Origin of the sequence: Vibrio sp. SCSIO 43132 (genome assembly GCF_019904195.1) — a bacterium.
Taxonomy (GTDB): Bacteria; Pseudomonadota; Gammaproteobacteria; order Enterobacterales; family Vibrionaceae; genus Vibrio; species Vibrio nigripulchritudo.
On the sequence record NZ_CP063199.1, the window covers coordinates 3,172,671 to 3,199,011 of the forward strand.

Annotated in this window: 25 protein-coding genes and 1 riboswitch; of the genes, 17 read left to right on the forward strand and 8 right to left on the reverse strand. The window is 48.0% G+C overall.

Translation table 11 applies throughout. From position 1 onward, the window contains the following. Positions 1-232: 232 nt before the first annotated feature. The 4 genes from metN to INR79_RS14245 all read left to right on the forward strand — a co-directional run bounded on the left by metN (position 233) and on the right by INR79_RS14245 (position 3,376). The gene (gene metN, locus INR79_RS14230) at positions 233-1,267 is read left to right on the forward strand and encodes a methionine ABC transporter ATP-binding protein MetN (RefSeq protein ID WP_022590183.1); all 1,035 of its coding nucleotides are present in this window, start codon (positions 233-235) and stop codon (positions 1,265-1,267) included. Further along, positions 1,257-1,934, forward strand: a complete 678-nt coding sequence (locus INR79_RS14235; RefSeq protein ID WP_004400809.1) for a methionine ABC transporter permease — start codon at positions 1,257-1,259, stop codon at positions 1,932-1,934. The genes metN and INR79_RS14235 overlap by 11 nt, the downstream gene beginning before the upstream one ends. 63 nt (positions 1,935-1,997) lie before the next feature. Next, complete coding sequence (gene metQ, locus INR79_RS14240) at positions 1,998-2,807, forward strand: methionine ABC transporter substrate-binding lipoprotein MetQ (RefSeq protein WP_223094773.1); 810 nt, start codon at positions 1,998-2,000, stop codon at positions 2,805-2,807. A 149-nt stretch (positions 2,808-2,956) separates the two neighbouring features. Beyond that, the gene (locus tag INR79_RS14245; RefSeq protein ID WP_223094775.1) at positions 2,957-3,376 is read left to right on the forward strand and encodes a DUF1801 domain-containing protein; all 420 of its coding nucleotides are present in this window, start codon (positions 2,957-2,959) and stop codon (positions 3,374-3,376) included. A 1-nt stretch (position 3,377) separates the two neighbouring features. On the opposite strand, the gene INR79_RS14250 is transcribed toward INR79_RS14245, so the two are convergent. From INR79_RS14250 to INR79_RS14275, 6 genes are all read right to left on the reverse strand, one after another. Next, a complete protein-coding gene (locus tag INR79_RS14250; RefSeq protein ID WP_223094777.1) occupies positions 3,378-4,211 on the reverse strand; it encodes a MurR/RpiR family transcriptional regulator in 834 nt (277 codons plus the stop codon). Between the two features lie 74 nt (positions 4,212-4,285). Then, the gene (locus tag INR79_RS14255) at positions 4,286-5,158 is read right to left on the reverse strand and encodes an N-acetylneuraminate lyase (RefSeq protein WP_262415353.1); all 873 of its coding nucleotides are present in this window, start codon (positions 5,156-5,158) and stop codon (positions 4,286-4,288) included. Between the two features lie 7 nt (positions 5,159-5,165). Next, positions 5,166-6,068, reverse strand: a complete 903-nt coding sequence (locus INR79_RS14260; RefSeq protein ID WP_223094779.1) for a dihydrodipicolinate synthase family protein — start codon at positions 6,066-6,068, stop codon at positions 5,166-5,168. Positions 6,069-6,083: 15 nt separating this feature from the next. Beyond that, a complete protein-coding gene (locus INR79_RS14265) occupies positions 6,084-7,367 on the reverse strand; it encodes a TRAP transporter large permease (RefSeq protein ID WP_223094781.1) in 1,284 nt (427 codons plus the stop codon). A gap of 9 nt (positions 7,368-7,376) precedes the next feature. Further along, positions 7,377-7,880: a TRAP transporter small permease gene (locus tag INR79_RS14270; protein ID WP_223094783.1), complete on the reverse strand. Its 504-nt coding sequence runs from the start codon at positions 7,878-7,880 to the stop codon at positions 7,377-7,379. Positions 7,881-7,941: 61 nt separating this feature from the next. After that, on the reverse strand, positions 7,942-8,907 hold the full coding sequence (locus INR79_RS14275; protein ID WP_223094785.1) for a sialic acid TRAP transporter substrate-binding protein SiaP: 966 nt from the start codon (positions 8,905-8,907) through the stop codon (positions 7,942-7,944). A gap of 263 nt (positions 8,908-9,170) precedes the next feature. Between INR79_RS14275 and INR79_RS14280 the strand changes: the two genes are divergently transcribed. The 4 genes from INR79_RS14280 (at position 9,171) to ribB (ending at position 12,972) form a co-directional block, all read left to right on the forward strand. After that, the gene (locus INR79_RS14280; protein WP_223094787.1) at positions 9,171-9,851 is read left to right on the forward strand and encodes a putative N-acetylmannosamine-6-phosphate 2-epimerase; all 681 of its coding nucleotides are present in this window, start codon (positions 9,171-9,173) and stop codon (positions 9,849-9,851) included. Next, complete coding sequence (locus INR79_RS14285; protein WP_223094789.1) at positions 9,848-10,717, forward strand: N-acetylmannosamine kinase; 870 nt, start codon at positions 9,848-9,850, stop codon at positions 10,715-10,717. The genes INR79_RS14280 and INR79_RS14285 overlap by 4 nt, the downstream gene beginning before the upstream one ends. An 8-nt stretch (positions 10,718-10,725) precedes the next feature. After that, positions 10,726-11,862 (forward strand): N-acetylglucosamine-6-phosphate deacetylase, encoded by a 1,137-nt coding sequence (gene nagA / locus INR79_RS14290; RefSeq protein WP_223094791.1) that lies wholly within the window; start codon positions 10,726-10,728, stop codon positions 11,860-11,862. Positions 11,863-12,012: 150 nt separating this feature from the next. Then, positions 12,013-12,163, forward strand: a riboswitch (FMN riboswitch). Between the two features lie 146 nt (positions 12,164-12,309). Beyond that, entirely contained in the window at positions 12,310-12,972 is a 663-nt protein-coding gene (ribB, locus tag INR79_RS14295; protein ID WP_022551438.1) for a 3,4-dihydroxy-2-butanone-4-phosphate synthase, read from the forward strand. Positions 12,973-13,039: 67 nt separating this feature from the next. Here ribB and INR79_RS14300 read toward each other — a convergent pair whose 3' ends face one another. Further along, entirely contained in the window at positions 13,040-13,450 is a 411-nt protein-coding gene (locus INR79_RS14300; protein ID WP_022601580.1) for a hypothetical protein, read from the reverse strand. A gap of 324 nt (positions 13,451-13,774) precedes the next feature. Here INR79_RS14300 and INR79_RS14305 point away from each other — a divergent pair, with 324 nt between their 5' ends. The 9 genes from INR79_RS14305 (at position 13,775) to INR79_RS14345 (ending at position 23,334) form a co-directional block, all read left to right on the forward strand. Beyond that, positions 13,775-14,815, forward strand: a complete 1,041-nt coding sequence (locus tag INR79_RS14305; RefSeq protein WP_223094793.1) for a 4-hydroxythreonine-4-phosphate dehydrogenase PdxA — start codon at positions 13,775-13,777, stop codon at positions 14,813-14,815. After that, positions 14,812-15,984, forward strand: coding sequence for an L-rhamnonate dehydratase (locus tag INR79_RS14310; protein WP_223094795.1), 1,173 nt, complete (start codon positions 14,812-14,814; stop codon positions 15,982-15,984). Before INR79_RS14305 ends, INR79_RS14310 begins: the two co-directional genes overlap by 4 nt. A gap of 8 nt (positions 15,985-15,992) precedes the next feature. Then, a complete protein-coding gene (araD1, locus tag INR79_RS14315; protein WP_223094797.1) occupies positions 15,993-16,979 on the forward strand; it encodes an AraD1 family protein in 987 nt (328 codons plus the stop codon). An 11-nt stretch (positions 16,980-16,990) separates the two neighbouring features. Then, positions 16,991-18,568, forward strand: a complete 1,578-nt coding sequence (locus tag INR79_RS14320; protein WP_223094799.1) for an aldehyde dehydrogenase (NADP(+)) — start codon at positions 16,991-16,993, stop codon at positions 18,566-18,568. A gap of 21 nt (positions 18,569-18,589) precedes the next feature. Continuing rightward, the gene (locus INR79_RS14325) at positions 18,590-19,324 is read left to right on the forward strand and encodes a FadR/GntR family transcriptional regulator (protein WP_223094801.1); all 735 of its coding nucleotides are present in this window, start codon (positions 18,590-18,592) and stop codon (positions 19,322-19,324) included. Positions 19,325-19,454: 130 nt separating this feature from the next. Beyond that, on the forward strand, positions 19,455-20,450 hold the full coding sequence (locus INR79_RS14330; RefSeq protein WP_004400782.1) for a TRAP transporter substrate-binding protein: 996 nt from the start codon (positions 19,455-19,457) through the stop codon (positions 20,448-20,450). A 49-nt stretch (positions 20,451-20,499) separates the two neighbouring features. Continuing rightward, a complete protein-coding gene (locus INR79_RS14335; RefSeq protein ID WP_022601590.1) occupies positions 20,500-21,093 on the forward strand; it encodes a TRAP transporter small permease in 594 nt (197 codons plus the stop codon). Then, on the forward strand, positions 21,090-22,373 hold the full coding sequence (locus tag INR79_RS14340) for a TRAP transporter large permease (RefSeq protein ID WP_022551445.1): 1,284 nt from the start codon (positions 21,090-21,092) through the stop codon (positions 22,371-22,373). Before INR79_RS14335 ends, INR79_RS14340 begins: the two co-directional genes overlap by 4 nt. Before the next feature lie 232 nt (positions 22,374-22,605). Beyond that, a complete protein-coding gene (locus INR79_RS14345; RefSeq protein WP_223094803.1) occupies positions 22,606-23,334 on the forward strand; it encodes a FadR/GntR family transcriptional regulator in 729 nt (242 codons plus the stop codon). Here INR79_RS14345 and INR79_RS14350 read toward each other — a convergent pair. Then, the gene (locus tag INR79_RS14350; RefSeq protein WP_045962266.1) at positions 23,301-26,312 is read right to left on the reverse strand and encodes a 7TM diverse intracellular signaling domain-containing protein; all 3,012 of its coding nucleotides are present in this window, start codon (positions 26,310-26,312) and stop codon (positions 23,301-23,303) included. The two genes, INR79_RS14345 and INR79_RS14350, sit on opposite strands and share 34 nt — an antisense overlap. Between the last annotated feature and the right edge of the window lie 29 nt (positions 26,313-26,341).

Below are 26,341 nucleotides of genomic sequence, written 5' to 3' on the forward strand. Positions count from 1 at the left end.
TTTTTAGACTCAATAGAGGAGTAAACGGTGCAATTTGCCGCCAGCGCATACTTTTCCTTGCTTTGAACAAATATCACAGTCCATCCATAAAGATTTTTAGACGTCTAGACGTAAAAATATCTATTGACTTAAAAATCATAAAGCCATAGCATCGACTGAAAATTGAGACAAAGTTCAAAATATTATTCTGTAAGCTCACTTTATTCTGAGCGAGCTCTGCACGGTTGTTTAGATGATTGAAATTAATCAAGTAAATAAGGTCTTCTATCAAGGCGATAAGGAAATCAACGCTTTAATAGATATCAACCTATCTGTTCCCCAAGGCGCCATATTTGGTGTTATTGGCTCATCCGGTGCAGGGAAAAGCACACTGATTCGTTGCGTTAATATGCTTGAAGCACCTACCTCTGGCGAGGTCATTGTTGACGGTGTTGATTTGACTAAGCTGTCAAAGTCAGAGCTCAGTAAAGCGCGCCGCAACATCGGGATGATCTTTCAGCACTTTAACCTGTTATCTTCCCGTACAGTGTTCGAAAATGTCGCACTCCCTCTGGAACTGGCTGGTGCAGACAAAGCTCACATCGAATCAAAAGTTACGGAATTACTTGCGCTGGTAGGCTTGGCAGAAAAACGAGAAACCTACCCAGCCAACCTGAGTGGTGGTCAGAAACAACGTGTCGCCATTGCCCGCGCTCTGGCGTCCGATCCGAAAGTCTTGTTGTGTGACGAAGCAACCAGTGCACTGGATCCAGCAACCACTCAGTCGATTCTTGAACTGCTTAAAGAAATTAACCGCAAGCTGAACATCACAATGCTGCTTATTACTCATGAAATGGATGTAGTGAAAAGCATCTGTCATGAAGTCGCCATCATTGGCGGTGGCAAGCTGGTTGAGAAAGGCACGGTTGGTGAAATTTTTGCCCATCCGAAAACGGAACTGGCGCACGAGTTTATTCGCTCTACTTTGGACCTTTCCATTCCTGAAGACTATCAGGCACGTTTGCACCCTACTCGTGTAGAAGGCAGTTACCCGCTTGTGCGCCTAGAGTTCACTGGTGCCAGTGTGGATGCTCCGCTGATGACGCAAATTGCACGTAACTACGGCATTGATGTCAGCATTCTGAGCTCAGATCTGGATTACGCAGGTGGCGTGAAATTCGGAATGATGGTGGCAGAGCTGTTTGGCGATGAAGAAGGCGAGAAAGCCTCCCTGCAATTCATCCGCGATCACAAAGTAAAAGTCGAGGTACTTGGTTATGTCCTTTAAGTCTGTAACGGAGTGGTTAAGCCTCAACGGCGATCTTCTGCTGAGTGCTACGTGGGAAACCGTCTACATGGTTGCGGTAGCTGGCATCGTTGGTTTTGCAGTTGGTATTCCTTTGGGCGTGATTCTTCACACCACTAAAAAAGGCGGCTTACTTGAAAACGTGGCACTGAACAATGTGCTGGGTGCGATTGTCAATATCGGTCGCTCGGTGCCTTTCCTGGTCTTGATGGTTGCCATCATCCCAGTAACCAAGCTTCTGGTCGGAACCTTTATCGGTACAACGGCGGCAATCGTTCCACTGACCATCGGTGCGATTCCATTTGTAGCACGCCTGATTGAAGGCGCTTTGCTTGAAGTGCCAACAGGTCTGGTTGAAGCAGCTCAGTCTATGGGCGCAACACCGACTCAAATTATTACAAAGGTACTGCTTCCTGAAGCACTACCAACCATTGTGAACTCAGTAACCATCACTTTGGTAACACTAGTGAGCTATTCAGCAATGGCTGGCACCGTGGGCGGCGGCGGTCTTGGCGATGTGGCGATTCGTTACGGGTTCCACCGTTACGATGTGGTCATCATGGCAGTGACTGTAGTGATGCTTATCGTGCTGGTACAAATCATTCAGTCAATCGGCGATGCCTTAGTACGCCGTGTTGACCACAGGTAATTTGATTCTCAGGTTACCTGCTAATAAGAACGAATTTTTGGATTTAGAATTAAGGAGAATAAGATGAAATTTAACCTTAAAGGCCTATTGGCTATCGCGGCAGCGGCTTCAGCACTTGTACTAACAGGCTGTGGCGAAAAAGAAGCAGACACCAGCAAAATCAAAGTAGGTGTAATGGCAGGCGCAGAAGCACAGGTTGCAGAAGTAGCAGCTAAAGTTGCGAAAGAGAGATACAACCTGGATGTTGAGCTAGTAACGTTCACCGATTACGTAACGCCTAACGCAGCGCTAGACGACAAGTCTATCGACATCAATGCATTCCAGCACAAGCCATACCTTGATCAGCAAGTGACCGATCGTGGCTACAAACTGACTATCGCTGGTAACACTTTTGTTTACCCAATCGCAGGTTACTCTAAGCAGGTAAAATCGGTTGACGAAATTCAGGATGGCGCGCGTATCGCAGTACCAAACGATCCAACAAACCTAGGTCGTTCTCTACTTCTTCTTGAACAACAAGGTCTTCTGACTCTGCGTGAAGGTGTTGGTCTACTGGCAACAGTACGTGACATCGTGGCAAACCCGAAAAACATCACAATCGTTGAACTGGATGCTGCACAGCTTCCTCGTTCTCTGGATGACGTTGCACTTTCAATCATCAACACAACTTACGCAAGCAGCATCGACCTGACGCCTGAGAAAGACGGTGTATTCGTAGAAGACAAAGAGTCTCCATACGTTAACCTGATTGTTGCTCGTGAAGAAAACCTAGCGGCTGAAAACGTACAGAATTTCGTAAAAGCTTACCAGACTGACGAAGTGTACAACGCAGCGATGGACATCTTTAAAGGTGGTGTTGTGAAAGGCTGGTAATCACTGCCACACAGATTCACATCCCCTAAAGAAAGGCTAACTTCGGTTAGCCTTTCTTGCGTTATGGCACCTTTCAATTTGAGTATCTTGATGTTTAAATGCCTTAAACTTATCTTATCTCTATCCTCTTGCCTTTCTAGGGTACTGCCATGTCTGAGATAAAAACCCGTCCAAACCGAAAAAGCGTGACCAAATTTTTGAATGCCGTAGAACACGATAAACGCCGTGAGGATGCATTCGAATTATTGGCAATGTTTGAGAGAGTCACAGAAAGAAAAGCCGTGATGTGGGGAGATTCCATCGTTGGTTTTGGCAGTTACGAGTACACCAATACCAAAGGCACCTACTCGTGGATGATCACAGGTTTCTCACCTCGAAAGCAAAACCTGACGGTTTACATCATGCAGGGATTCAGCGATTATGCCGACGACTTAGCCGCCATCGGTAAAGTGAAAACCGCCAAGTCATGCCTTTACCTGACTAACCTGAGCAAAATCAACATGGAGGCTCTGGAAAACTTACTGGTAAAAGCCGTCAGAGATATGGAAGAAAAATACGATTGCCGCTGACCTAGAGCATCAACGGCATGACAACCTCAGCAGTTTCAACCACTGATTCTTTGTATTCAGGGTACTGCTCAAGAAGCGTATTCACGAGCACATCGACCAATAGCAATGCCCCAACTTTAGAGGCAAACGCTCCCCCCGTTAACGGACCTTCTGGTCTGGCAGCAATCAGTGATTCCGTTGATATTGAAGACAGTGCGCTGTGAGTGATATTCGTGATAGAAACAACAGGGACATTGCGCTCATGGGTTTGCCTGACTGCATGAACCACTTCCTTAGTCGACCCAGAACTGGAGACGGCAAACCAAAGGTCGCCTTCAGTACTGCGCACGGCGTTCATAGCCGCAAGATGGGTGTCTTCATACATGTTTACTTTCTTTCCGATCCGCAATAGTCGAAAAGTCAGGTAACGCCCCACAATGCTAGATGCCCCGACTCCTACACAGCTGATGTAGCTGGATTTATGTACCAGTTCACACACCCTTTCAAGTGCTTTGCGGTCTATGATCTGAGCGGTATCCTGCAAACTAGCTACCGCTCTTTGGGCGGATACGTGGCAAATGTCCCCCTCCATCTCGACCTGCTTTTCCCGAGGGTTTTGACTCAGATCGACAGCCAGTGCCATACGGAAATCTGAATAGCCCTTATAACCCATATCGCGGCACAACCGAACTACGGTAGCTTCACTGGTCTGAGAGTTACGCGCCAACTCCGTAATTGTCTGGAATTGGACGTCATGAGCATTATCCAACACATAATCCGCTACTAAACGCAGTTTCTTACTTAAGGGCGTAGTGTTCGCTCTGAGTCGAACCAGTAAATTATTGTGTAAGCTCACAACACTCTCTTTTCTTTAGTGAAGATTTGGACAAAGGTATCAGACTCACCATATCAAATACAGGTCTCTTTACCCTAGAGATAACCGTAACGTTCCAGGCACGTCATAACCCGTCCTTTATCTTCCTTCGACAGGGGTAAGAAAGGCTCTCTGCAGTGACCATAATCGATACCCATTTCACTCATCGCAAATTTGATGCTTTGATATAGCCCAACCTCCAGCAGAACTTCAGTTACACGATTAACCTGATGTTGCAGAGCCATCGCTTTATCAACGTCGCCTTGCTTCATGGCTTCGAAGAGTTTCACGTACTGCGCAGGCATTAAGTTGTAGGTGGTGCCGATACCACCACTCGCCCCCATTTGCAGACCGTTAACCAGCATTGAATCTTCACCATGAAATATCAGGCTGTCTTGCTGCAGATGTCGCAACCTCTCAATAAAGAACATGTCCGGTGTTGTGTGCTTGATTCCAATGATGTTGTCCATCATCAGCAGGTTCAGCAAGGTCTCATGGGTAAAGGTAACCCCTGTCGTTCCCGGAATGTTGTAAAGCAGCAGAGGCAGATCGGTGTAATCCAGAATGGACTGGTAATAATACGTCACCTCTTGCTTGGTGAACCCATAGTAAAACGGAGGTATCGCAGAAATAACATCGTAGTTTTCGTCCAATGCAGTATCTATCAATAAACGAACATCGGTTAACGCAATTGCCCCTACATGCGCAATAACCGGTACACGTTTTTTTACTACCTGGCTGACGTATTTCAATACCTTCTGGCGCTCCGAAATACTCATCATAAAACACTCAGAAGAACTGCCACCCACATAAAAACCGTGAACACCTTGTGAGATGTGATACTCGATCATTGCGTCAAGTTTGCTGTATTCCAACTCTCCATCGGCACTGAATGGCGTCATCAAAGGAACAAATATGCCTTCCATCATTCCCTCCTTACAAACTTGTTCTGACAAAGCCAGCATCACGCAGCTTCACCAGCACGTCTCGTTTCTGCCCTTCAGATAACGTTCTGATCGGTGTTCTCGGGTTCCCCACATCAATACCGTGTAGCTGCATAGCTACTTTCCCTGCGGCTACTCCACCGTATTCGACCAGCACACGGATAATGGCAATTACCGAATCCATCAACCGAGCCACCTTCTGGTGATCACCTTGCTGAAATGCACCGATGATCTCCAGATACAAAGGCGCTGCGTAGTTATAGGTACTGCCCACCGCCCCAACCGCACCGACTGCCAACCCTGCTGGCAAAAACTCGTCGACACCAAAAGGCACATCAAATTTTCCGCCAGCAACTCGCACACAGCGTTGGTATTCATAAAGATCAGAATGATTGAACTTTGCTCCAGAAAGATTGGGGATTCGCTCGTTGCCCTGAATAAGAAACTGTTCCAGATCGACATCAACGCCAGACATGCCGGAATGATAGTAATAAAAGCCCTTTGATGGTGCTGCACTCGCCACCTGAGCACAGTAATCGACAAGATCTTCTGCACTGCCGGGCTTAAAGAAGCAGGGACCAATCGCAGAGGTCGCAAGGACATCTAACGTTTCCGCATGACGGGTAAGTTCCAGCGTATCAACAATACTGAGCGCTCCGGTGTGGACAATAATGTCTAATCGGTTACGGCTGGCTTTTACCCATCTTTCGGCAATGCGCTTACGTTCTTCAACGGAGCAATGAATCCCCTCGCCTGTCGTACCACATATGTAAATACCAGAAACACCCTGCGAGATCAGGAGCTCGGCAATTTGATCAATGACGTCAAAGTTCACCTCGTTATTCTGATCAAAAGGTGTGTGAGGCGCAGCAATCAACCCTGTTAATTTTTTCATTATGAATCGTCCTGTTTATTGCCCGTAGTTGAGGATCAGTTCTGGCAAAAATAGTGTGAATTGAGGAAATACCGCCACCAACATCAGTACGATGAACAATGGCACCAACAGAGGGATCACACCTCGGGTTAAGGTGTGGAACGGAATATCTCCCACTCTTGATACCACGTAGAGAGCCATCCCCATTGGTGGCGTCAGAATACCTATCATCAGGTTCAGAATGGCCATGACACCAAAGTGAACAGGGTCTATTCCTACCGCGCTCGCTACAGGGACCAGAAACGGAACAAGCAAAAGCAAAAGTGCTAATGATTCAATGAAGGTTCCGAGGAAAAGGAGCAGCAAGTTAATCAGCAGTAACAGCACCAGAGGGTTATCACTGATTGTCAGAAAGTACTCAGCAAGCATTTGGGGAAGTTGTTCTCTAGCCACGATCCAGCCGAATACCGTTACCCCCATAACCATTAACGCCACCACTGCGGTTGTGTTGACGGTGTCTTTAAGTACATCAATAAAACCGCGAATTGTGAGCTGCTTGTATACCACAGTACCCAAAAACAGTGCGTACAAAGAAGAAACGACCGCAGCTTCCGTTGGTGTAAATTTGCCAGAGAAAATCCCACCAATAATGATCACTGGAGTCAGCAGAGACAAAAATGCTTCTTTAAATGACGTAAGTTGAGCTCTGCGCGAGGCTTTAGGAAGCGTCATGTATCCTCGTTTCTTGCAGATGAAATAGCTCATGACCATCAGAGCAATGCAGCAAAGAAGGCCAGGAATGGCTCCTGCCAGAAACAAAGCACCAATTGAAGTGTTTGAGACAACGCCGTAAATCACCAATGGGATCGAAGGCGGAACCAAAGGACCAATAATGCATGACGCGGCGGTTAATCCTCCCGCAAAGTCATCGTCATACTTGGCATCGCGCATCGATTTGATTTCCAACTGCCCCAGCCCACCAGCATCGGCAAGCGCAGAGCCAGACATCCCGGAAAACAGTAAACTTGCCATAATATTTACGTGCCCGAGGCTGCCAGTTACATGGCCCACCATGGCTTTAGCAAAATTGAAAATCCGTTTGGTGATACCCGCACTGTTCATCAAGTGCCCCGTCAGAACAAAAAAAGGCACCGCAAGAAGTGTAAAGTTGTTAATGCCACCAAGCATCTGCTGGGCAGCGAAGTTAATCCCCGGGCTACTGGTTAAAACCAGAAAAGTCAGAGCGACAAAAATGAGTGAAAAACCGACAGGCATCCCTGCAAACAACAGAGCTAACCAGCCGAAAATTGAACTTGCCATGCTATTTCCTTATCTCCCTTCAATACCTGTTTCATGCTGTTCATAACTTGTCTGGTGGTATTCTGCGAAAACCTTCAACATCTTCTGCAGTTGACGAACAACCATAAATACACCTCCAAGAGGCAAGCTGTAATTCATCCATTTGCTTGAAATTTCTAACGTTATCAGTTCAAAGAAAGCAGTACGCTGAACGTGCTGATAACCAAGGTAGATAATGGCAAAGATGGAAACGAGTACCGCTAACTCCAGAGAGAGCACCAGTATTAGCCGGGCTTTCAGGGGTAATTTGTCTGAAAAGAACGTGATATTGACGTGACTGCTGTTTTTGATCGCAATCGCACACCCTATCAGCGCCATGTACATAAACAGCACTCGCGCCAGTTCTTCGCTCCACAGTGAAGGATCATCTAACAGCCAGCGGGTGCCGATTTGCCAGCTCAGTACAACCAGCAAAACAAGCATCAGCGGCACCGTGATGATTTCCTCTATATTTCTCGTAATTTTACGTAGCATTTAGGGCTCCATGGCTGGCAGGTAACACTTTGCCAGCCGGAATATCTAACTGACCGGACACTTACATCGCAGCGAGTTGCTTAACGATAGGCTGTCCAATTTTCTCTTCGAATTCAGCGTACAGAGGTTGCATCGCGTCACGGAATGGAGACAGTTCGGGGTACGTGACGTTAACGCCTTTCGATTCAAAGAAGGACACCAGTTCCGCTTCTTGTTTTTTCACGGAGGCGGTATGCGCTTTACCCGCTTTTGCGACTGCCTGATTGACCATCTCTTTCTGTTCCGAAGACAGGTTTTTCCAGGTGTTTTCTGAAATGATGACCATCTGGTCGTTCACAATATGGTTGGTTAGTGCAAGATTGCTCTGAACCTCGTAAAACTTCATCGTCTTGATGGTTGGCAATGGGTTTTCCTGCCCGTCTACCGCGTTGGTTTGCAGTGCCAGATAGACTTCAGAAAATGCCATCGGCGTTGGAGATGCACCGGAAAGTTTGGCGTAATTTAAGTTAGGTTTCGCATTTGGAACCCGCAGCTTCAACCCTTTGAAATCACTTATCGACTTGAGCGCACGGTTAGATGTGGTTTGTCGGGTTCCGTTATACCAGGTATCCAGTGCACGCCAGTTAAACTTGGATAACATTTCCTGACGCACACCCTGACCAAATTCAGAGTCAAACATACGACGTAAGTGTTCGTAGTCTTTGGCGACATACGGAAGTGTTACCGCCTCTGCACGAGGGATCCAAAGCCCCATGCGTCCAAACTCCGCATAGGTGATATCCAGATCACCCAGTGACAACTGCTGGAGCATGGCGCGGTCATCCCCTAGCTGAGCGCTTGGGTACAGGGTGATTTTTAATTCCCCCTTACTCAGCTCTTCAACGGTATCAGCCAGAAGCTTTGCAGAAGTGTATTCAACAGATCCAACCGAAGCCTGCATGCCCATTTTCAAAGTAGTGGCAGCTTGAACAGACATGGCACATCCCATTGCCAATACTGCCAACGTCAATTTATTGATGGCTTTCATCGCTATTCCCTTTTGTTTTTGCCGTCAGATTTTCATACTTACGACATTTTGAAAAAAATCTCTTTTTTTATTGAAAAAAATATTCACCAAGAATTATTATGACAATGAAGATTATTTTCAAAGCGGTATTTAACAAAATGTGAACGCGGGCAAAAAACCATCAAAACTGCCACTTTCTAAACAGACTTGATGATTATCGGAAGTGAATGGGCGGGTTCCGCAGCAATCTTTAATTTGGGGTAATTGTGAAAAACACGAAAAAAATGAATCAAATAAGAGCATTACTGCAAGGTCAGACGGTGGTATCAATTCAACCAGTCATTGGCAGCCCAATGGAAAAAACCAGCATCATTGTCGCAATGGCTTTGGCTGCGCAGCAGGCGGGGGCAAAGGCGCTTAGAATAGAGGGGATAGAGAACGTTGCCGCCGTTTCATCTGCGGTCGGTATTCCGATAATAGGCATAGTGAAAAGAGACTTAACCGACAGCCCAGTACGTATCACGCCGTTTGTATCGGACGTTGAATCTCTGGCAAAAGCCGGAGCTGCGATCATTGCTTTTGATTGCACGCCCCGACCCCGCCCCGATAGTAGAGAGGCGCTTATTGACTCAATTCATAAAGCAGGATGCATCGCCATGGCTGACTGCTCCTGCTTTGATGACGGGCTTTGGGCACACAACCACAAGGTCGACATCATAGGTTCCACTTTGTCAGGCTATACGGAAGGCGAAGTACCCAGTGAGCCAGATTTGCAACTCGTCAGACAGTTTTCCGAGGCTGGATTCTTTACGATGGCAGAAGGTCGTTATCACACCCCTGAACTGGCAGCAAAAGCGATTGAATGTGGTGCGGTCGCCGTAACGGTAGGATCTGCGTTAACTCGTTTAGAGGTGATGACAGACTGGTTTATTTCCGCAACTCAAGCAGCAGGAGTGCAAAGATGAAAATACTGGCTATTGATATTGGAGGAACAAAAATTGCCATCGGGCTGGTTGATCTTTCCACTCAAACTCTTACGGAGCGTAAGCAAATCCCAACACCTGACGCTCAATCTGCTGATCAATTTGTCCATCACATCATCCAGCATTGTCAGGAGTGGCTACCGAAAGCAGAAAAAATTGGCATTTCCACCACAGGTTGGGTAAGCCATGCAGGTGTCACATCAACAAACCCCGATACTCTGGCTTTTCCGACCCCATTCCCGTTACGTCAGGCAATGGAAGCATTAACTAACAAGCCCACCTCTATGCTCAACGACGCTCAGGCTGCGGCTTGGTATGAATACCTTCAGCTGGACCAACCGCTTTCTAATGTTGCTTACATCACCATTTCAACGGGTGTCGGAGGCGGTCTGATTCTGGATGGAAAACTCCATAAAGGCGCTACTAATTTTGCCGGGCACATCGGGCATACGGTGGTCAACATTGACGGTCATCCTTGCGGCTGCGGTCAAAATGGTTGTGTTGAAGCAATAGCATCAGGCAATGCTATTCAGCGCCAGGTCAAAGAGAAAATTGGCAATGAAATCAGCAATATCAAACTCTTCGATCTTGCGTCTGATAACCCACAGGCTCAGGAAATCATAAACAACAGCGCAAAAGCCATTGCGACTCTGTGTCAAAACTTAAAAGCCAGTCTGGATTTAGATGCCATCGTCATTGGCGGGGGCATCGGGCTGGCAAATGGCTATCTGAAAACTGTTCGCCATTACATTCAGAAGTCACCTCCTCCATTTCACATTCCTCTTTTTAGTGCTCAAGGCGACTACGACGCCTGCTTACTGGGTGCTGCCTTTCAATTTATCGAGTAAGGAAATCTATGTCTCTACAAGCCATTTCAGCGAAGCGAATCTTTGACGGTGAACAGTTTCACCAACACTCCGCCATTCTTTGGCAAGATAACGAAATCGTAAGTATCGTTGCACAAAATGACATCCCCGACACAGCGACAATTCATGAATATAACCAATGCACCATCACCCCGGGTTTCATTGATATTCAGGTTAACGGCGGTGGCGGTGTCATGTTCAATCAGGACACCGACCTGGAAGGAATTCAGACTATTTGTCGTGCGCACCGAAAACACGGCACGGCGTACCTGCTTCCAACTTTAATTAGTGATACTAAAGAGAAAATAGAGCGTGCCCTAGCCGCGACGCAATCGGCAATAAACGACAGAATCACAGGTGTACTTGGCGTACACTTAGAAGGTCCCTGGCTCAACCCTGATAAAAAAGGGGCACATGATTCAAAACATTTTTACACCCCATCCATCTCCGAACTCGAAAAATTGCCGTGGCTGACCTCCGGTTCAACGCTGGTTACGCTTGCACCGGAAATGATACCCACTGAAGTTCTAGGCTGGTTGTCAGAGAAAAACATCATCGTTTCATGCGGACACAGCAACGCCAGTCAAGCACAACTCGGTGCCGATAAAATTCGCCACGTAGATGGGTTTACTCATTTATATAACGCTATGTCGCCATTAGAAGGCAGGGAGCCGGGAGTCGTAGGCACTGCTCTTCTCAGCGACAATACGTGGTGCTCCATCATCACCGACGGCATTCATGTATCGAAAGAAAGCACACTTTTGGCACACCGCAGTAAACCTGCTGGCAAGCTGTTTGTCGTTACAGATGCAATGGCGACCGTTGGCAGCCAAAGCGATACATTTACCCTGAACAATGAGACCGTACAAGTGGTCAACGGTAAGCTGGTCAATGCCCAGGGTAGCCTTGCAGGCGCACATATTGGCATGGACCAATCGGTGGCAAAACTCATTGAATGGGGTATTCCGGAAGAGGAAGCGTTGAAAATGGCATCCACCTACCCGGCAAAAGCAATGCACCAAGATAAGCTGGGCTACCTCAAAAGAGGGTTTCTGGCTGCCATGACCATTTTGGATGGGAACCGTAACAGCCAGGCAGTGGTTGTAGATGGGCAACTTTATTCCTAATAGTTTCTTTCTCTAAAATCTAATCAGGCGCAAAAATTGTATTTTTCGCGCCTTTTGTATTCGAAATTACGCCATTTCATCACTTAGTGATTACCTTCTAAATAAAAAAACGATATCATCTCTTCCGCGTTCTACATGAACGTGAAACAACATTATTCTCAGGGCGGGGTGCAATTCCCCACCGGCGGTATGCCAGTTTTTTGGTGAGCCCGCGAGCGCTTAAAACCCTAACGTTTTAAGGTCAGCAGATCTGGTGAGAAGCCAGAGCCGACGGTAATAGTCCGGATGGGAGAGGATGATAAAAACACAGCAGAATTCGCTTTGCGATATGCCGTGGGTTTTACTTTGGTTTGCATTTGGTCACCGGGAAGCTTTTCGCTACCCATGCTCCGCAAGCCCCCTTCACATATGCCCTGATTCTGGTAAATTTTTTACGGAGTCACTACCATGAATCAGAACCAAACTTCCTTACTAGAAGAATTTGGCACACCTTTCGAACGTGTTGAAAAAGCACTTCAGGCACTGCAACAAGGTCGCGGCGTTTTGCTGCTGGATGATGAAGATAGAGAGAACGAAGGCGATCTTATCTATTCTGTTGACCACCTTACCAATGAACAAATGGCGCTAATGATTCGCGAATGCAGCGGTATTGTTTGCCTGTGTCTGAGTGATGAGCACGCTAATCAGCTAGAGTTACCACCCATGGTGGAGAATAACGACAGCAAAAACCAAACGGCTTTCACCGTATCTATTGAAGCCAGAGAAGGTGTGACTACAGGCGTTTCCGCCGCTGACCGAGTCACCACCATTAAAACCGCATCTCGATTCAATGCTAAAGCCAGCGATCTGGCGCGACCGGGACACGTTTTTCCGCTTCGCGCACGCAAAGGTGGAATCATGACGCGCCGAGGTCATACCGAAGGAACAATAGACCTGATGGAAATGGCTGGGCTATCCCCTTTCGGCATTCTGTGTGAAGTGGCTAACCCAGATGGCAGCATGGCAAAAACGCCTGAAATTGTAGCTTTTGGGAAACTCCACAACATGCCTGTACTGACGATTGAAGATATGGTTCGTTACCGTATCGAGATGGAAGAGAAATCGGCATAGCGATTGCTCAGCAACGAAAAAAGGAGCCTTAGGCTCCTTTTTTATTAGTAAAACGGCTGGTGAACATTCAGCTCTCTTCTGTTTTCTCGCCTTTCAGTTCAGCAAGTTGCTTTTCAAGTTCCAGAATACGCAGCTCAGCTTCCAGCTCCGCCGCTCGCTTTTCAGCGTCAGATCGAGTGTCCTGAGAAACACCATCCGCCATTACCTGATTTCTGTCTGCACTTCGTGAATCGTCCAAATCTTTCATCGAACCACTCACTCCACCTGCCACACCACCAGCAATGGCACCTTTTGCCGCCAGTTCTGGAGAGCCTAACAATAAGCCAGCCGTCGCACCGAGCAATGCACCACCTGCGGCACCTCGATTTCGCGCGGCATTTTCATTATCTGAATCAAATTCAGGAGAAGCGCATCCAGCGAGACTGATCAGAGTTAATCCAATTAACGCTGATTTAATCAATGTACGTGATTTTTTCATAAGTTTGCTCGGCAACTGGGTTTGAGATCATCTTGCGCCATCGATAACGAATGATCTAATCGGAGAAACTTATTTTGTTTATAAGCATTAGTTATGAACAAATCGAGATTAAAAATTGAACAAGATCACAAATATTAACCATTTCTAAACATAGTCAAATTCAACAAAGCTCCTTTAATTACAAGAGATAGAAGCCGATACGCGCTCTATCCTTAATTCATTATGTTTCTTTATTGTTAATTTTACTCTTGTCAATTACTGGTCTAGTGGTATTGTTTCCGAACCAGTAGACCAAAAAGCATACAAACAGAATAAGGACATCCTATGCCTAGCACTTTGCCCACTGTTGCCGTCACTCTTGGCGATCCTTCCGGGATTGGCACAGAGCTTATTGCCAAGCTGCTCAGCCAACCTGATGTCACCTCAAGAGCCAACATCGTACTTATTGGCGACAACTGGCTTTGGGAGCAGGGACAGCGCATCGCTAACACCAACATTGATGTAAAAGAAATCGAAAGCCTCAGTGCGGCACGCCGACACACAGGCAGTGGCGATATTTTGTATGTCCCTGTCGATTCCGTGAATTCAGATGAAGTGGAAATGGGTGTAGCCAATGCTGCTGGAGGACGCTCGGTGCTGACGGTATTGGATTTGTGCCTCGATGCTGTCGTGGCGAATCACATTGATGCCATTTGCTTCGCTCCTTTAAACAAGCAGGCCATGATTCGCTCAGGGATGCCATTTGAAGATGAATTGCATTACTTTGCCGACAAGCTGAATGTTGACTCTTTTTTCTGTGAGTTCAACACATTAGGCACGCTTTGGACATCTCGAATCTCTTCGCATATTCCTCTGAAAAATGTGGTCAGCCTTCTCAGTGAAGAACGAATCATCGAAGCCAGCAAACTGATTTATCAGGCGCTCAAATCCGCAGACTTTGACGCTCCTCGCGTTGCGGTTGCGGCGCTCAATCCACATGGCGGAGACGGCGGAGTCTGTGGTCGTGAAGAAATAGAGATCATCGAACCTGCCGTGAAAAAACTGAACGAGATGGGTTACCCAATTCTGGGACCTTTCCCTGCTGACACCATTTTCCTCAAAGCCCGTGATGGAGAAGTCGATGCGATCGTCACCATGTATCACGATCAAGGTCAAATCGCCATCAAGCTGATGGGTTTCGAAAAAGGCGTTACGGTTCAGGGCGGCTTACCCGTTCCCATTACCACGCCAGCACATGGCACCGCTTACGACATCGCCGGGAAAAATCAGGCCAATGTCAGCGCTACGATTCAAGCATTCAATATTGCCTGCCGCATGGGCACCAACTATCGCAAGCAAGCTCAAAAACAGGAGACGTTTCAATGAAGATAACCCAAGTTCAAGCCCGTGTATTTGAGTGGAATGGACACACCGTAGAGCCTCAGAACAACTTTTGTTCCAATGCGATGGATCTGCTTTGGGACAGAGGCGATTCCATGGGCACTTTTCGATTCCACGGCTGGACTGTTGTTGAAGTGTATACCGACGACGGTTTAGTGGGCATTGGCAACGTGGCACTTGCGCCCCGTATTGCCAAGCAGATCATCGATCAATATCTGGCGCCGCTGGTTATTGGTCAGGATCCTTTTGACTACGAATACCTATGGCAACGCATGTACCGCTCTACCCTCGCCTGGGGTCGTAAGGGTGTTGGAATGGCGGCGATTTCTGCCATTGACATCGCCCTTTGGGATTTGATGGGCAAAGCGACCAATAAACCTGTGTTCAAACTCCTTGGTGGACGCACGAAAGAAACGATCCCCTGCTACGCTTCTAAGCTTTATCGCACGGATCTGGATGAGATGCAGCGCGAAGCTCAATCCTATCTGGACCAAGGATTTTCAGCGATGAAAATGCGATTTGGTTATGGTCCAAAGGATGGACCGCAGGGGGTCAGAAAGAATCTCGACAGTGTAGCCGCTGTTCGCGAAGTGATCGGTGAAGATGTTGACCTGATGCTGGAATGTTACATGGGCTGGAATCTCGAATACACCAAACGAATTCTGCCTAAACTGGAACAGTTTCAGCCTCGCTGGCTTGAAGAGCCTGTTATTGCAGACGACATCGACGGCTACGCAGAACTCAACCAACTGACCTGCATCCCTATTTCGGGAGGTGAGCACGAGTTCACCAGCTATGGTTTCCGTCAACTGCTAGAAAAGCGTGCGGTTTCGGTTATCCAGTACGACACCAACCGCGTCGGCGGCATCACCGCTGCCCACAAAATTAATGCCATTGCTGAATCATTTGGTGTTCCGGTAATTCCGCACGCAGGTCAGATGCACAACTACCATCTGACAATGTCGACGCTTGCCTCTCCTATGTCGGAATACTTCCCTGTGCATGATGTGGAAATCGGAAACGAGCTGTTCTACTACATCTTCGAAGGCGATCCAACTCCGGTTAACGGAACAATCGACCTAGATGAAAACACACCAGGGCTTGGGCTGAGTATCAGCGACAAGCATCTGGATCAGTTCAATGTGATTGAGTGAGGCACGTCATGAGAGTCATACAATTCACTCAGAACAACACCCTGAAAGCCGCTGTGGTTGAGTCCCTTGATCAGGTGCGGGTTATTAACACCACTGGTGGCACTTATCAGTTGGCGATGGAAGCCATTGAGTCGGGGAAACCTTTAGCGGCAGTGATCGATGCCAGATTGAGTGACGAAACACTGAGTTACCAGTCTCTTGTTGATAGTCAGGCACTGCTGCCGCCCATCATTCATGAAGATCCATCCCGCTGGCTGGTCACCGGAACGGGGCTAACCCATCTGGGCAGTGCAGACGCTCGTGCCGAAATGCACGCCAAGCTTTCGGGTGATGAAGAGCTTTCCGATTCGATGAAAATGTTCCAGTTGGGTGTGGAAGGCGGAAAACCCAACGCGGGGGAAACCGGAGCTCAGCCTGAGTGGTTTTATAAAGGAGACGGTCAATGCGTTGTTGCACCGGAAAAGCCAATCACCATGCCAGATTTCGCCAAAGATGGCGGAGAAGAGCCTGAACTGACTGCACTCTATGTGATAGGCAACGACGGTCAGCCTTACCGAATTGGTTTCGCCATAGGTAATGAATTTTCCGACCATGTAACCGAGCACTTTAACTACTTGTGGCTGGCACATTCCAAACTCCGCTCTTGCAGCTACGGACCAGAACTTTTGATTGGTGACCTTCCGGAAAACCTCGAAGGCATCAGTACCATTCATCGCAACGGCGAACGCCTGTGGAGCAAAACCTTTTTAACCGGTGAAGCCAACATGGCGCACACCATCGCCAATCTGGAACACCACCACTTTAAGTACGAGCAGTTCCGTCGCCCCGGCGATTTGCATGTCCACTACATGGGCACAGCCACACTCAGCTTTGCCGACAAAGTGCAGACTCAGGTTGGTGATCTGTTTGAAATTTCCATTCCAGCGTTTGGTCGTTCGCTGCGTAACACGTTAGCTAAAGCGCCAGAGCAATCCATTACGGTCAAGGCGCTATAGGAGCATTTACCATGACACTCACAGGAAAAATGACCATTGGTAGTAAAAAGATCATGGGTGACCAAAAAGTCGTTCATGCTATCAATCCGCACACCAATGAAGTGCTCGATCCACCCTACGCGGGAGCCAATCAAGAACAATTGGAAGAAGCTTGTGCTCTCGCCCATCAGGCTTTTGCGCGCTATCGGAAAACCTCTTCAAACCAGAGAGCGGACTTTCTTCAGTCTATCGGGGAAGAGATCATGGCGCTCGGTGATGCGCTCGTTGAAAGAGCCATGCAGGAGACCGGGCTGCCTCAAATGCGCATTGAAGGTGAACGCGGGAGAACCGTTGGGCAACTCAATCTTTTTGCTTCTAACTTACGTGACGGGCTGACTGAGCTACCCAAAATTGATACCGCCTTACCAGAACGTACACCGCTACCACGACCGGATTTGCGTTTGTCTTATCTGCCTCTTGGTCCGGTGGCTGTTTTCGGAGCCAGTAATTTCCCATTGGCCTTTTCCGTTGCAGGCGGTGACACCGCTTCTGCCCTCGCAGCAGGCTGCCCGGTGATAGTTAAAGCACATTCTGCCCACCCGGGTACTGCAGAACTGGTTGCAAGCGCCATCATCACTGCAGCCAAGCGCTGTGATATGCCTGAAGGCGTGTTTTCACTTCTGTTTGGTTCCGGCAGTCTTGTTGGTCAGGGGCTGGTTGCTCATCCCAATATTAAAGCCGTTGGATTTACCGGTTCGAGAGCTGGCGGACTGGCTCTGATGTCAACTGCTCAAAATCGCCCAGAGCCGATTCCGGTCTATGCCGAAATGAGCAGTATTAACCCTGTGGTGATCATGCCGGGTGCACTTGACAGCGATATTGGTACGCTGGCTGCCGGGTTCTGCACCTCTCTTCAAATGGGTGCCGGTCAGTTTTGCACAAACCCCGGTTTGGTATTGGCTGTCGACTCTTCAAAACTGGATGAGTTTGTTAATCAGTGCGCTGAGATCATCAATTCAGCCACCAGCCAGACCATGCTGACACCGGGCATTCACGCTGCCTACCAAAATGGCGTTGGCGCACTGGTGGAAAATCCGGACATTGCCATGGTGAGTGAAGGCGAAATATCTGGGGATCACAACCAATGTACACCTTATCTGTTCAGCACCAGTGCTGATGTGTTCCTGCAGGAAAAGCAGGCTCGTGAGGAAATATTCGGCAGCAGTTCATTAGTCGTGCGCTGCAAAGATTCCGCGCAGCTACTGAAAGTGATTGATTCGCTCGAAGGGCAGCTTACCGGAACTATTCACATGGGCAGTGACGACACCACGCAAGATGCTCAGCAAGTTCTGGATCATCTGGAACTGAGAGTGGGTCGGGTTCTGTTTAATGGCTACCCGACTGGTGTTGAAGTATCCCATGCCATGGTGCATGGCGGTCCTTTTCCGGCTACCTCTGATTCCAGAACAACGTCTGTAGGTTCCAATGCGATTGAACGCTTTTTGCGCCCAGTCTGTTATCAAAACACACCCGCTTCGCTGCTTCCTCAATCGCTCAGGGACGAGCATTCAGGCATGCAGTTGGTGAACGGGAAGTATAAGCAGAGCTGAACATCAAGGTGAGGGAATATCATGGCAGCCAATGTATTTGCGTTTGAAAAGCAACTTAAAAACCAAACCAAGAAAGACATTCTTGCCAGCAAACTATTGGAGATGATTTTCTCTGGTTTGTTGAGAGACGGGGACACATTACCCAGCGAAAGGGAACTGTGTGCCATGTTTGGCGTAAGCCGGGAAACGGTTCGAGGTGCGATCGGGATGATCGCCGCCTATGGGCTGATCAGCGTGTCACACGGTGCTAAAAGCCGCGTTAACCGCAATGATGAACTGCTCAAGCGCTGCATTGAACTGCTGCCACAGCTTTCAAACCTCACCATTAACAACTACGACATTGAAGCCGTTTATCAGAGCCGCAAGGTTGTCGAATCTGCCATTGCGCGAGGTGTGGCTATTCACATCGATCAAGCGGGTTTGGACGAACTTAAGTATTTACTGGATCAGCAGGCATCTTTGTTTGATAAACCGGCCCACTTTCAAATTTCCGATCAGCGTTTCCATAAGCTGATTTCAGATTACAGCGACAACGACATTCTGGCAGGTTACGCCGACGAGCTTTACACCTACGGGTTGAATTTCAGACGAAGTGTTCTGGAACAAGAAGGAGCGATAGAAAAAAGCTTCAAAGAACACGGGGAGATATACAGGGCGCTGGAAGAGGGCAATCCGGAGCTGGCAGAAAAAGCCATGATGGATCACCTCAACAGTGTCTACTGCACCACCGCCTCAGCGATGAGGAAAATTCGCTGAGTGATCAGCGTTAAATAAGACTACCCCACAAGTGCTCACCAACCAGTCTTTTGATTTGAGATGGTAAGCATGATTTTAAGGACTATAGACGGTCAATGACGACCATTGAAATTAACGGAGAAACGCAGAAATGAACATCAAAACTATGCGGAAAATGTTAATTAGTACAACCGTAGCTTCACTGGCTTTTGCCGCCCCACACACCATTGCGAAAGAACTGATTTTCGCCATTGGCGCTGCACAGGGGTCATTGCAGTACAAAACGGCAGAGAAGTTTGCCAACGAAGCGAATGCGGCTCTTAAATCGGCAGGTTCGGATTATTCCATCAGCCTGTTTGGTGACGGGCAGCTGGGTAAAGACAAAGAACTGATGCAGAAACTCAAGCTAGGCACGGTTCACTTTAGTCAGCCCTCTTCCATCATGGCAAAAGTGACACCGCAATTCGCGCTGTTCGACATGCCCTTCCTTGTTAAAGACCGTGCACATCTGGCAAAAATTGAATCCGAAGTATTCTGGCCAAGCATTGCACCGACAGCCGATAAAAAAGGCTACAAGGTATTGAGTATGTGGGAGAACGGTTTCCGCCACATCACGAACAATGTCAAACCGATCACGACACCAAAGGACCTAAAAGGTATCAAGCTTCGTACGCCTAACAGCACATGGCGCGTCAGCATGTTCCGTAACTGGGGCGGTAACCCTACCCCAATGTCTTTCTCTGAAGTTTTCGTTGCGCTTCAAACTGGCGTTATTGATGGGCAGGAAAACCCTCTGACCAACATTTATGCCGCTAAATTTAATGAAGTACAGAAATACCTGTCTTTGACCAATCACGTGTATAGCCCGTCGTATCTGGTAGCAGGTAAACGCACCTGGGATAAATTGCCAGCCGACGTTCAGACTATCATCAAGGACTCTGCTAATGCGATCAAACCTTGGATGTACGACTTGTCTGACAGTCAGGAGCAGGAGTTGCTAAACAAACTGAAAGCCGGCGGTATGCAAGTAAACAAAGCCAGCTATCAGGACTTTGTGGACGCCAGCAAACCCATTTATGAGCAGTTCGCCAGCAAAGTGGATGGCGGTAAAGACATGTTAGACAAAGCGTTGTCATTGGCTAACTAGCGTGTAATGAAGGGAGAGGGCAGAAATGCCCTCACTCAGGAGGAGTATCATGATTACAAAATGGGCAAACTGGCTGGAAAAGCTGTTGGAAGGAATCTCTGTATTCCTGGTGTTGTCGATGACTTTTGTCATTGTATTCGGCGTCATCATGCGCAAAACGGGTTCATCCTTAATTTGGTATGACGAAGTCGCTTCCCTCTTGCTGGTTTGGGTTACCTACTACGGTGCCGCAACGGCAGCAATCAAACGTAGCCACCTCGGTTTCAGTGGTTTGCTTTACAGCCTAAAGGGATCGCTTCAATCCGCCTTATTCTGGCTTTCAGAAGTCATAGTGATTGGCTTTTTTATTCTGGTCGCTTACTACGGCTGGATCGTGCTGGAGTATTTTGAAGGCGAAACGCTAATCAGCCTGCCTTGGGTGCCCGTGCCTTTTGTTCAATCTGTTATTCCTTTTGGTTCCCTGCTGTTCATTCTGGCGGAGCTTTTATCCATCCCTCAGGCATTGAGTGATATGCGAGAAGGGCGCGATCACGACAGAGCCGAGCTGGAAGAATACGCCGAAGAATGCGGCATCGATACCGACGAGCTCTACCCTGTTGGTCAGAAATCAAATTCGAATAAAAGCATGGAGGCAAACTCATGATTTACCTGTTGTTATTTGGTGGTTTGCTCGCGCTGGTGATGATAAACGTCCCTATTGCTGTTTCCATTGGTGTGGTTGCAGTTGGCGGGATGGTTCTGACCTCTGGTAGCGATGCCATGCTCAACGTTCCTCTTACTCTGTATGAAGGGGCAACCAAATTCCCATTACTCGCCATTCCTCTGTTTGTTCTGGCGGGTGAGCTTATGAATACCTCGAGCATTTCCAAGCGCCTGATCGATTTGGTTTCAGCCATGATTGGATTCGTGCGTGGTGGTCTTGCTATGGTCAACATTGGGGTGTCCATGTTCTTTGCTGAGATTTCAGGCTCGGCGGTTGCCGATGTCGCAGCAACAGGCAGCGTGCTGATGCCTGCCATGAAAAAACGCGGCTATAAACCGACCTTTGTGGCGGCTATTACGTCTTCCTCAGCTTCCCTTGCGATCATCATTCCACCCTCAATTTCTATGATTTTGTACGGTGCCATTGCGGACACGTCCATTGTAAAACTGTTCCTTGCGGGTGTCGTACCGGGCGTACTCGGCGGTGCGATGATGATGGCGCTTTCTTATTACTTTGCCATTCGCTACAACCTTCCACGTGAAGAAGCGTTTAGCTGGAAGAACCTGAAGCAGAAGTTCAAAGACGCGATTTGGGCACTTTTCTTACCCGTCATCATCTTGGGCGGTATCTTCGGTGGCATTGTGACCGCAACCGAAGGGGCAGGCTTGGCGGTGATTGCAGCTCTGGTGATTGGTTTTGTGATTTATCGGGAACTGACTCTGGCACACCTTTATAAGTGTATGGTGCGTGCCAGCGTTCAGACTGCTGCGGTTATGCTGCTGGTTGCTACCTCTGCGCTACTTGGGCTATTCCTGACCGAAGTCAGACTGCCACAGCAAATGGCGCAAGCCATCCTCAACTTTACTGAGAGTAAAATTGTGGTTCTGATGCTGCTGAATGTGCTGTTTTTTGTATTAGGTATGTTCCTTCATGGCGCTGCCGCCATCATATTAGTGGTACCTATGGTGTTGCCACTGGTACTTCAGTTTGGCATTAACCCAATCCATTTCGGGCTGATAGTGACACTGAACCTTGCCATTGGTCAGCAAACCCCTCCAGTGGCGAGCGTGCTTGCCACTGCCTGTTCCATTGCCAAGGTGGATATTTGGTCAACAACGCGGGCGAACCTGCCATTTATTGGCGTACTGATCGCACTGCTCTTGTTGGTGACTTATGTTCCGTTTATCACGCTAGGGCTGGTGGACTGGGTTTACGGCTAACGTATCCATGATTTAGGGAAGTGGTGGAGCTATCCCTCCACCCTCTGATGAGCAGGCAGCATTTGTCTGCCCGTCAAACCCACAAGTGCTCGCTTAGGTTAGCTAAGTCCATTGCTTCCATGAGTATTTGTGCTTTCTCCCCACTTCCCATTTTTAAGAATTTTGCCGTACTTGTAACCATTCTGCTCAGTCCGCATAATTGTTAACAGAATTCACTGAAATGGGAGCGCCTATGACTCGCGCTGCTTTTGCCTTTGAGCAAACCCTCAAAAACAAAACCAAAAAAGACATTCTTGCGGAAAAAATACTGGAGATGATCGTCACCGGGCTACTCAGAGATGGGGATGAACTGCCCAGTGAACGCGAGCTCAGTAGTATGTTTGGCGTCAGCCGGGAAACGGTGCGAGGTGCATTGGGGATTGTTCAGGCATACGGTATGATCCATGTTTCTCACGGGTCAAAGACTCGGGTCAACCGCGACGAAGCGATTCTGAAACGCAACGACTGGCTCCCAGAATCCTCCAGCCTCGAAATCAACAATCATTCCATTGATACCGTTTTTGAAAGTCGAAAAATCATTGAGTCGGCCATTGCGCGACAAGCCGCTTTAAACATTAACGACAAACAGCTGGAAGAACTGGACGCTTTGCTGAAGCAACAGGCAACCATGTTTTCAGATCCGGTGCGTTTTCAGCTCTCTGATCATCAGTTTCACCTCAAAATCGCAGAAATAGCCGTGAACCCGATAATGCTCAACTACTCTGACGAACTGTATGCTTTTGGCTTGAAGTTCCGACGTCAGGTGATGAGCAAGAAAGGCTCCATTGAGCAAAGCTACATGGAGCATCTGGACATTTTTAATGCCTTAAATCACAGAGATGCTGACGCTGCCGAGCAAGCCATGCTGCGCCACATTGTGAGTGTTCATCAGACAACAGTAGAAGAAATGGGCACTGCGTGAATACGGTCTAACAAAGCCCGAGTTTTTTCTTCCAGTTCAGCAGCCACAGACTCGTCGGGCTGCTCATTCTGCCATGCCAGATCCAGCTCTAACGCCAGTTCCTGAATATCTTTCGCTCCAATGGCTCCCGCCGTACCTGCAAAGTCATGATACAACCTTTGCTTTTCGCGATAATCCGACTCCGATGTCTGATTCAGTGCTGTGAGAAACTCTTCTGTCATGGCGACGAATGTATCCAGTTTTCCCTCTACTCTGGTCTCAGAGTAAGCACACTGTTCATAAAGGAACGACATATTAATGCCTTCTATCTCGGGCAACGACTTGTCCGCTAACCAGCGAATCTGTCCCTTCTTTGGCAGAGCATGTGGCGAAAGCTCTTGCGTGGCAAGGGGCGTCAGTAGCTTAAGCAGTCGGCTGGCGATGATTGGCTTAGCAATACAGTCATCAAACACATCCATATGCTGAGAAACGATGCCCGGGCTGGCGCTGGTACAAAAAATCGGAATTTGTTGGAGCTCAGGAGTCTGGCGAATAGTCATGGCGCATTCAATACCGTCGACTTCAGGCATGTGCAAATCCAGCAGCAACACATCGTAATTGTGTTTTTTCATGGCTTCTAATGCCTGACGCCCGTTTTCCACTATGTCTGTGTCTGCGCCAAACATCGTCAGCATGTCACTGATGAATTCCTGATTGAGTTTGTTGTCATCTGCCACCAGCACTTTTAAACCACTCAGCGCGTAGTCGGCAAAGGAGGACGTTTCCGGCTCAGACACTTCTTTACCGTGCACTTTATTGACCAGATGGAATACATCCCCTACCCGAATCGGTTTACTCAGGTGCTCCACCTGACTCTCAGATCCTTCGATATCATCGATATCACAGAGCATGGCAACCGGAATATGGGAAAAGTCGGTCGCACGTAAAATATCGATAAAGGTTTCACCAGAAATGCCCTTTAACGCATGATCCACCAAAATGAGATCGTAATTACAGGTCATCTCCAATGCCTGAGATGCGGTAACCAAATCGCATTCCATGCCAAGCCAGCGCAGTGTTAGCTTTGCACTTTCTCCAAAGGTCTCATCCTCACAAACCAACAGAATATGAGCACCGTCCGAGTTATTCACCGGCTGTGATACTAAAGGAAATGCCAGATCAAAAGAGAAAAGCGAGCCACGCCCCACTTCACTGACGCACTCGATATTTCCCCCCATCAGATGCACAATTTTCTGACTGATGGAAAGCCCTAGCCCGGTCCCTTTATGATGATCTTCGAGCTGCGAATAAGGTTTGAAGAGTTTGTCCTGATATTGTTGGGAAATACCACTTCCCGAATCAGAAATGTTAAATGCCAGCACCACTTCATGCCCAGCCTGTCGGATGACGGATATCGCCAGCCCTACATATCCGGTTTCTGTGTGCTTAATGGCGTTGTTGGTCAGGTTGATGATGACTTGTTCCAAGCGCACCCTGTCTCCCCGAATATGAGAAGGCACATCCGGGGCGACCTGAATATACATTTGAACAGGCTTACCCGCGAGCGCAGGTGTGGAGACAGAAGCCACATGGTCTACTACATCAACCAGGCTGAAAGTTTCGCTTTTCAGACTCAGCTTTTTCTGTTCCAGCTTAGAAAAATCCAGACTGTCATTAATCAACTGCACTAAATTTGAGGATGCCTGCTCTATCTTGGTCAGGTAATCCATAGTACTGAGCTGCCCTTTACCTTGTTTCGCGAGGTAAACAAACCCCAGCACAGCGTTCATAGGGGTTCTCAATTCGTGGCTGATCACCGCTAATGTGTTGGCTTTGTCCTGCGCCATTTGCCGCTCGACAGACATTCGGGTTTCGGCATCCAGCTTTGCCTGCTTAAGCAACTTGATCCGGTTAGCCAGAGCCACAGAAAACAGACACACTTCCACCACACCACCAACGTGAATCAAATGGCTGGTAAACATATTGCTGTGAAGAATGCCAATGTTCGCAGCGGTATTGCTTATCACCCCAACAAAGAGCAGCGACCAGGCAAACAAATAGAGACCAGAGCCTTCTACTTTGCGATGCATCGAGGCGACCCCAATCACTAACCCTATGATTCCGTAACCATAAGCTATGAAAATACTCATTTTTCCTACAGTGGAATAAGGCACGAGGTAAGTCAGGACAATCAAAGACAATGCGGCGACTTTCATCAGTTCGATGATCGCATTTATCCACGGAAGGTTCTTTCTGGTTTGGAGTAATTCCTGACTAAACAGCAAAGTACAGAAGGTCAGCAACCCTGTCGAAATGGGGATGGACTTACTTGCCCAAAGGGGAGAGTTAGGCCAGAGGTAGTGAAACGCCAGACCATCCCAGCAGGCGGCACTGTGCGCGGCACTGATGACAAAGAACAGGTAGTAAGCGTACACCTTGTCTCGCAATCGAAAGAAAACAAAGGCGTTGTAAGCTGCAATCAGCAACAACCCACCATAAAACAAGCCAATAAAGAAATTTTCCTGCCCGAGAGTCTGAGCAAATTCAATGTCGCTATACAACTCTAACGGCAACTTCAGAACACTTTCACTTTGTGCCCGAAGATAAAACACCGTCGGTCTGTCTGGGTTTAACACAACGCGGAACGTGTTGTTTCTATCGTGAAAGGGTCGAACACTAAACGGATATCGATCACCAGATTGCTGATGTTCCAGTCGCGCGTCATCAATCAATTGATAGAAATCGAGATAATCCAGAGGCGTGTACGCCACCGTCAGAATGCAGCAGTCATTCTTAGGTTGGTCGATCACCACTTTTAACCAGTAGGTGGAGTCACTATACCCCATATTGATGTTCTCCAGAGACGGCGCTAAGGCTTGCCACTGCGAATTTTCCGCCTGAAGTACATCTGCAATATTCAATGTGCCATTTTGATCTTCCAGCACACTCACTTCGCTGATTGGAATGTTCGTTTTCTTTAGATGTGCGAAACCATCCAAGCTCCAGAATGAGCTAATTAGAAAAACAA

Bases quoted from the DNA above. Each gene is read 5' to 3' on its own strand.
- metQ (WP_223094773.1), top strand. From the start codon at position 1,998: ATGAAATTTAACCTTAAAGGCCTATTGGCTATCGCGGCAGCGGCTTCA.
- INR79_RS14235 (WP_004400809.1), top strand. From the start codon at position 1,257: ATGTCCTTTAAGTCTGTAACGGAGTGGTTAAGCCTCAACGGCGATCTT.
- araD1 (WP_223094797.1), top strand. From the start codon at position 15,993: ATGAGAGTCATACAATTCACTCAGAACAACACCCTGAAAGCCGCTGTG.
- INR79_RS14285 (WP_223094789.1), top strand. From the start codon at position 9,848: ATGAAAATACTGGCTATTGATATTGGAGGAACAAAAATTGCCATCGGG.
- INR79_RS14275 (WP_223094785.1), bottom strand. From the start codon at position 8,907: ATGAAAGCCATCAATAAATTGACGTTGGCAGTATTGGCAATGGGATGT.
- INR79_RS14265 (WP_223094781.1), bottom strand. From the start codon at position 7,367: ATGGCAAGTTCAATTTTCGGCTGGTTAGCTCTGTTGTTTGCAGGGATG.
- INR79_RS14280 (WP_223094787.1), top strand. From the start codon at position 9,171: ATGAATCAAATAAGAGCATTACTGCAAGGTCAGACGGTGGTATCAATT.
- INR79_RS14305 (WP_223094793.1), top strand. From the start codon at position 13,775: ATGCCTAGCACTTTGCCCACTGTTGCCGTCACTCTTGGCGATCCTTCC.
- nagA (WP_223094791.1), top strand. From the start codon at position 10,726: ATGTCTCTACAAGCCATTTCAGCGAAGCGAATCTTTGACGGTGAACAG.
- INR79_RS14330 (WP_004400782.1), top strand. From the start codon at position 19,455: ATGAACATCAAAACTATGCGGAAAATGTTAATTAGTACAACCGTAGCT.
- metN (WP_022590183.1), top strand. From the start codon at position 233: ATGATTGAAATTAATCAAGTAAATAAGGTCTTCTATCAAGGCGATAAG.
- INR79_RS14260 (WP_223094779.1), bottom strand. From the start codon at position 6,068: ATGAAAAAATTAACAGGGTTGATTGCTGCGCCTCACACACCTTTTGAT.
- INR79_RS14310 (WP_223094795.1), top strand. From the start codon at position 14,812: ATGAAGATAACCCAAGTTCAAGCCCGTGTATTTGAGTGGAATGGACAC.
- ribB (WP_022551438.1), top strand. From the start codon at position 12,310: ATGAATCAGAACCAAACTTCCTTACTAGAAGAATTTGGCACACCTTTC.
- INR79_RS14340 (WP_022551445.1), top strand. From the start codon at position 21,090: ATGATTTACCTGTTGTTATTTGGTGGTTTGCTCGCGCTGGTGATGATA.
- INR79_RS14300 (WP_022601580.1), bottom strand. From the start codon at position 13,450: ATGAAAAAATCACGTACATTGATTAAATCAGCGTTAATTGGATTAACT.
- INR79_RS14345 (WP_223094803.1), top strand. From the start codon at position 22,606: ATGACTCGCGCTGCTTTTGCCTTTGAGCAAACCCTCAAAAACAAAACC.
- INR79_RS14245 (WP_223094775.1), top strand. From the start codon at position 2,957: ATGTCTGAGATAAAAACCCGTCCAAACCGAAAAAGCGTGACCAAATTT.
- INR79_RS14270 (WP_223094783.1), bottom strand. From the start codon at position 7,880: ATGCTACGTAAAATTACGAGAAATATAGAGGAAATCATCACGGTGCCG.
- INR79_RS14255 (WP_262415353.1), bottom strand. From the start codon at position 5,158: ATGATGGAAGGCATATTTGTTCCTTTGATGACGCCATTCAGTGCCGAT.
- INR79_RS14325 (WP_223094801.1), top strand. From the start codon at position 18,590: ATGGCAGCCAATGTATTTGCGTTTGAAAAGCAACTTAAAAACCAAACC.
- INR79_RS14335 (WP_022601590.1), top strand. From the start codon at position 20,500: ATGATTACAAAATGGGCAAACTGGCTGGAAAAGCTGTTGGAAGGAATC.
- INR79_RS14320 (WP_223094799.1), top strand. From the start codon at position 16,991: ATGACACTCACAGGAAAAATGACCATTGGTAGTAAAAAGATCATGGGT.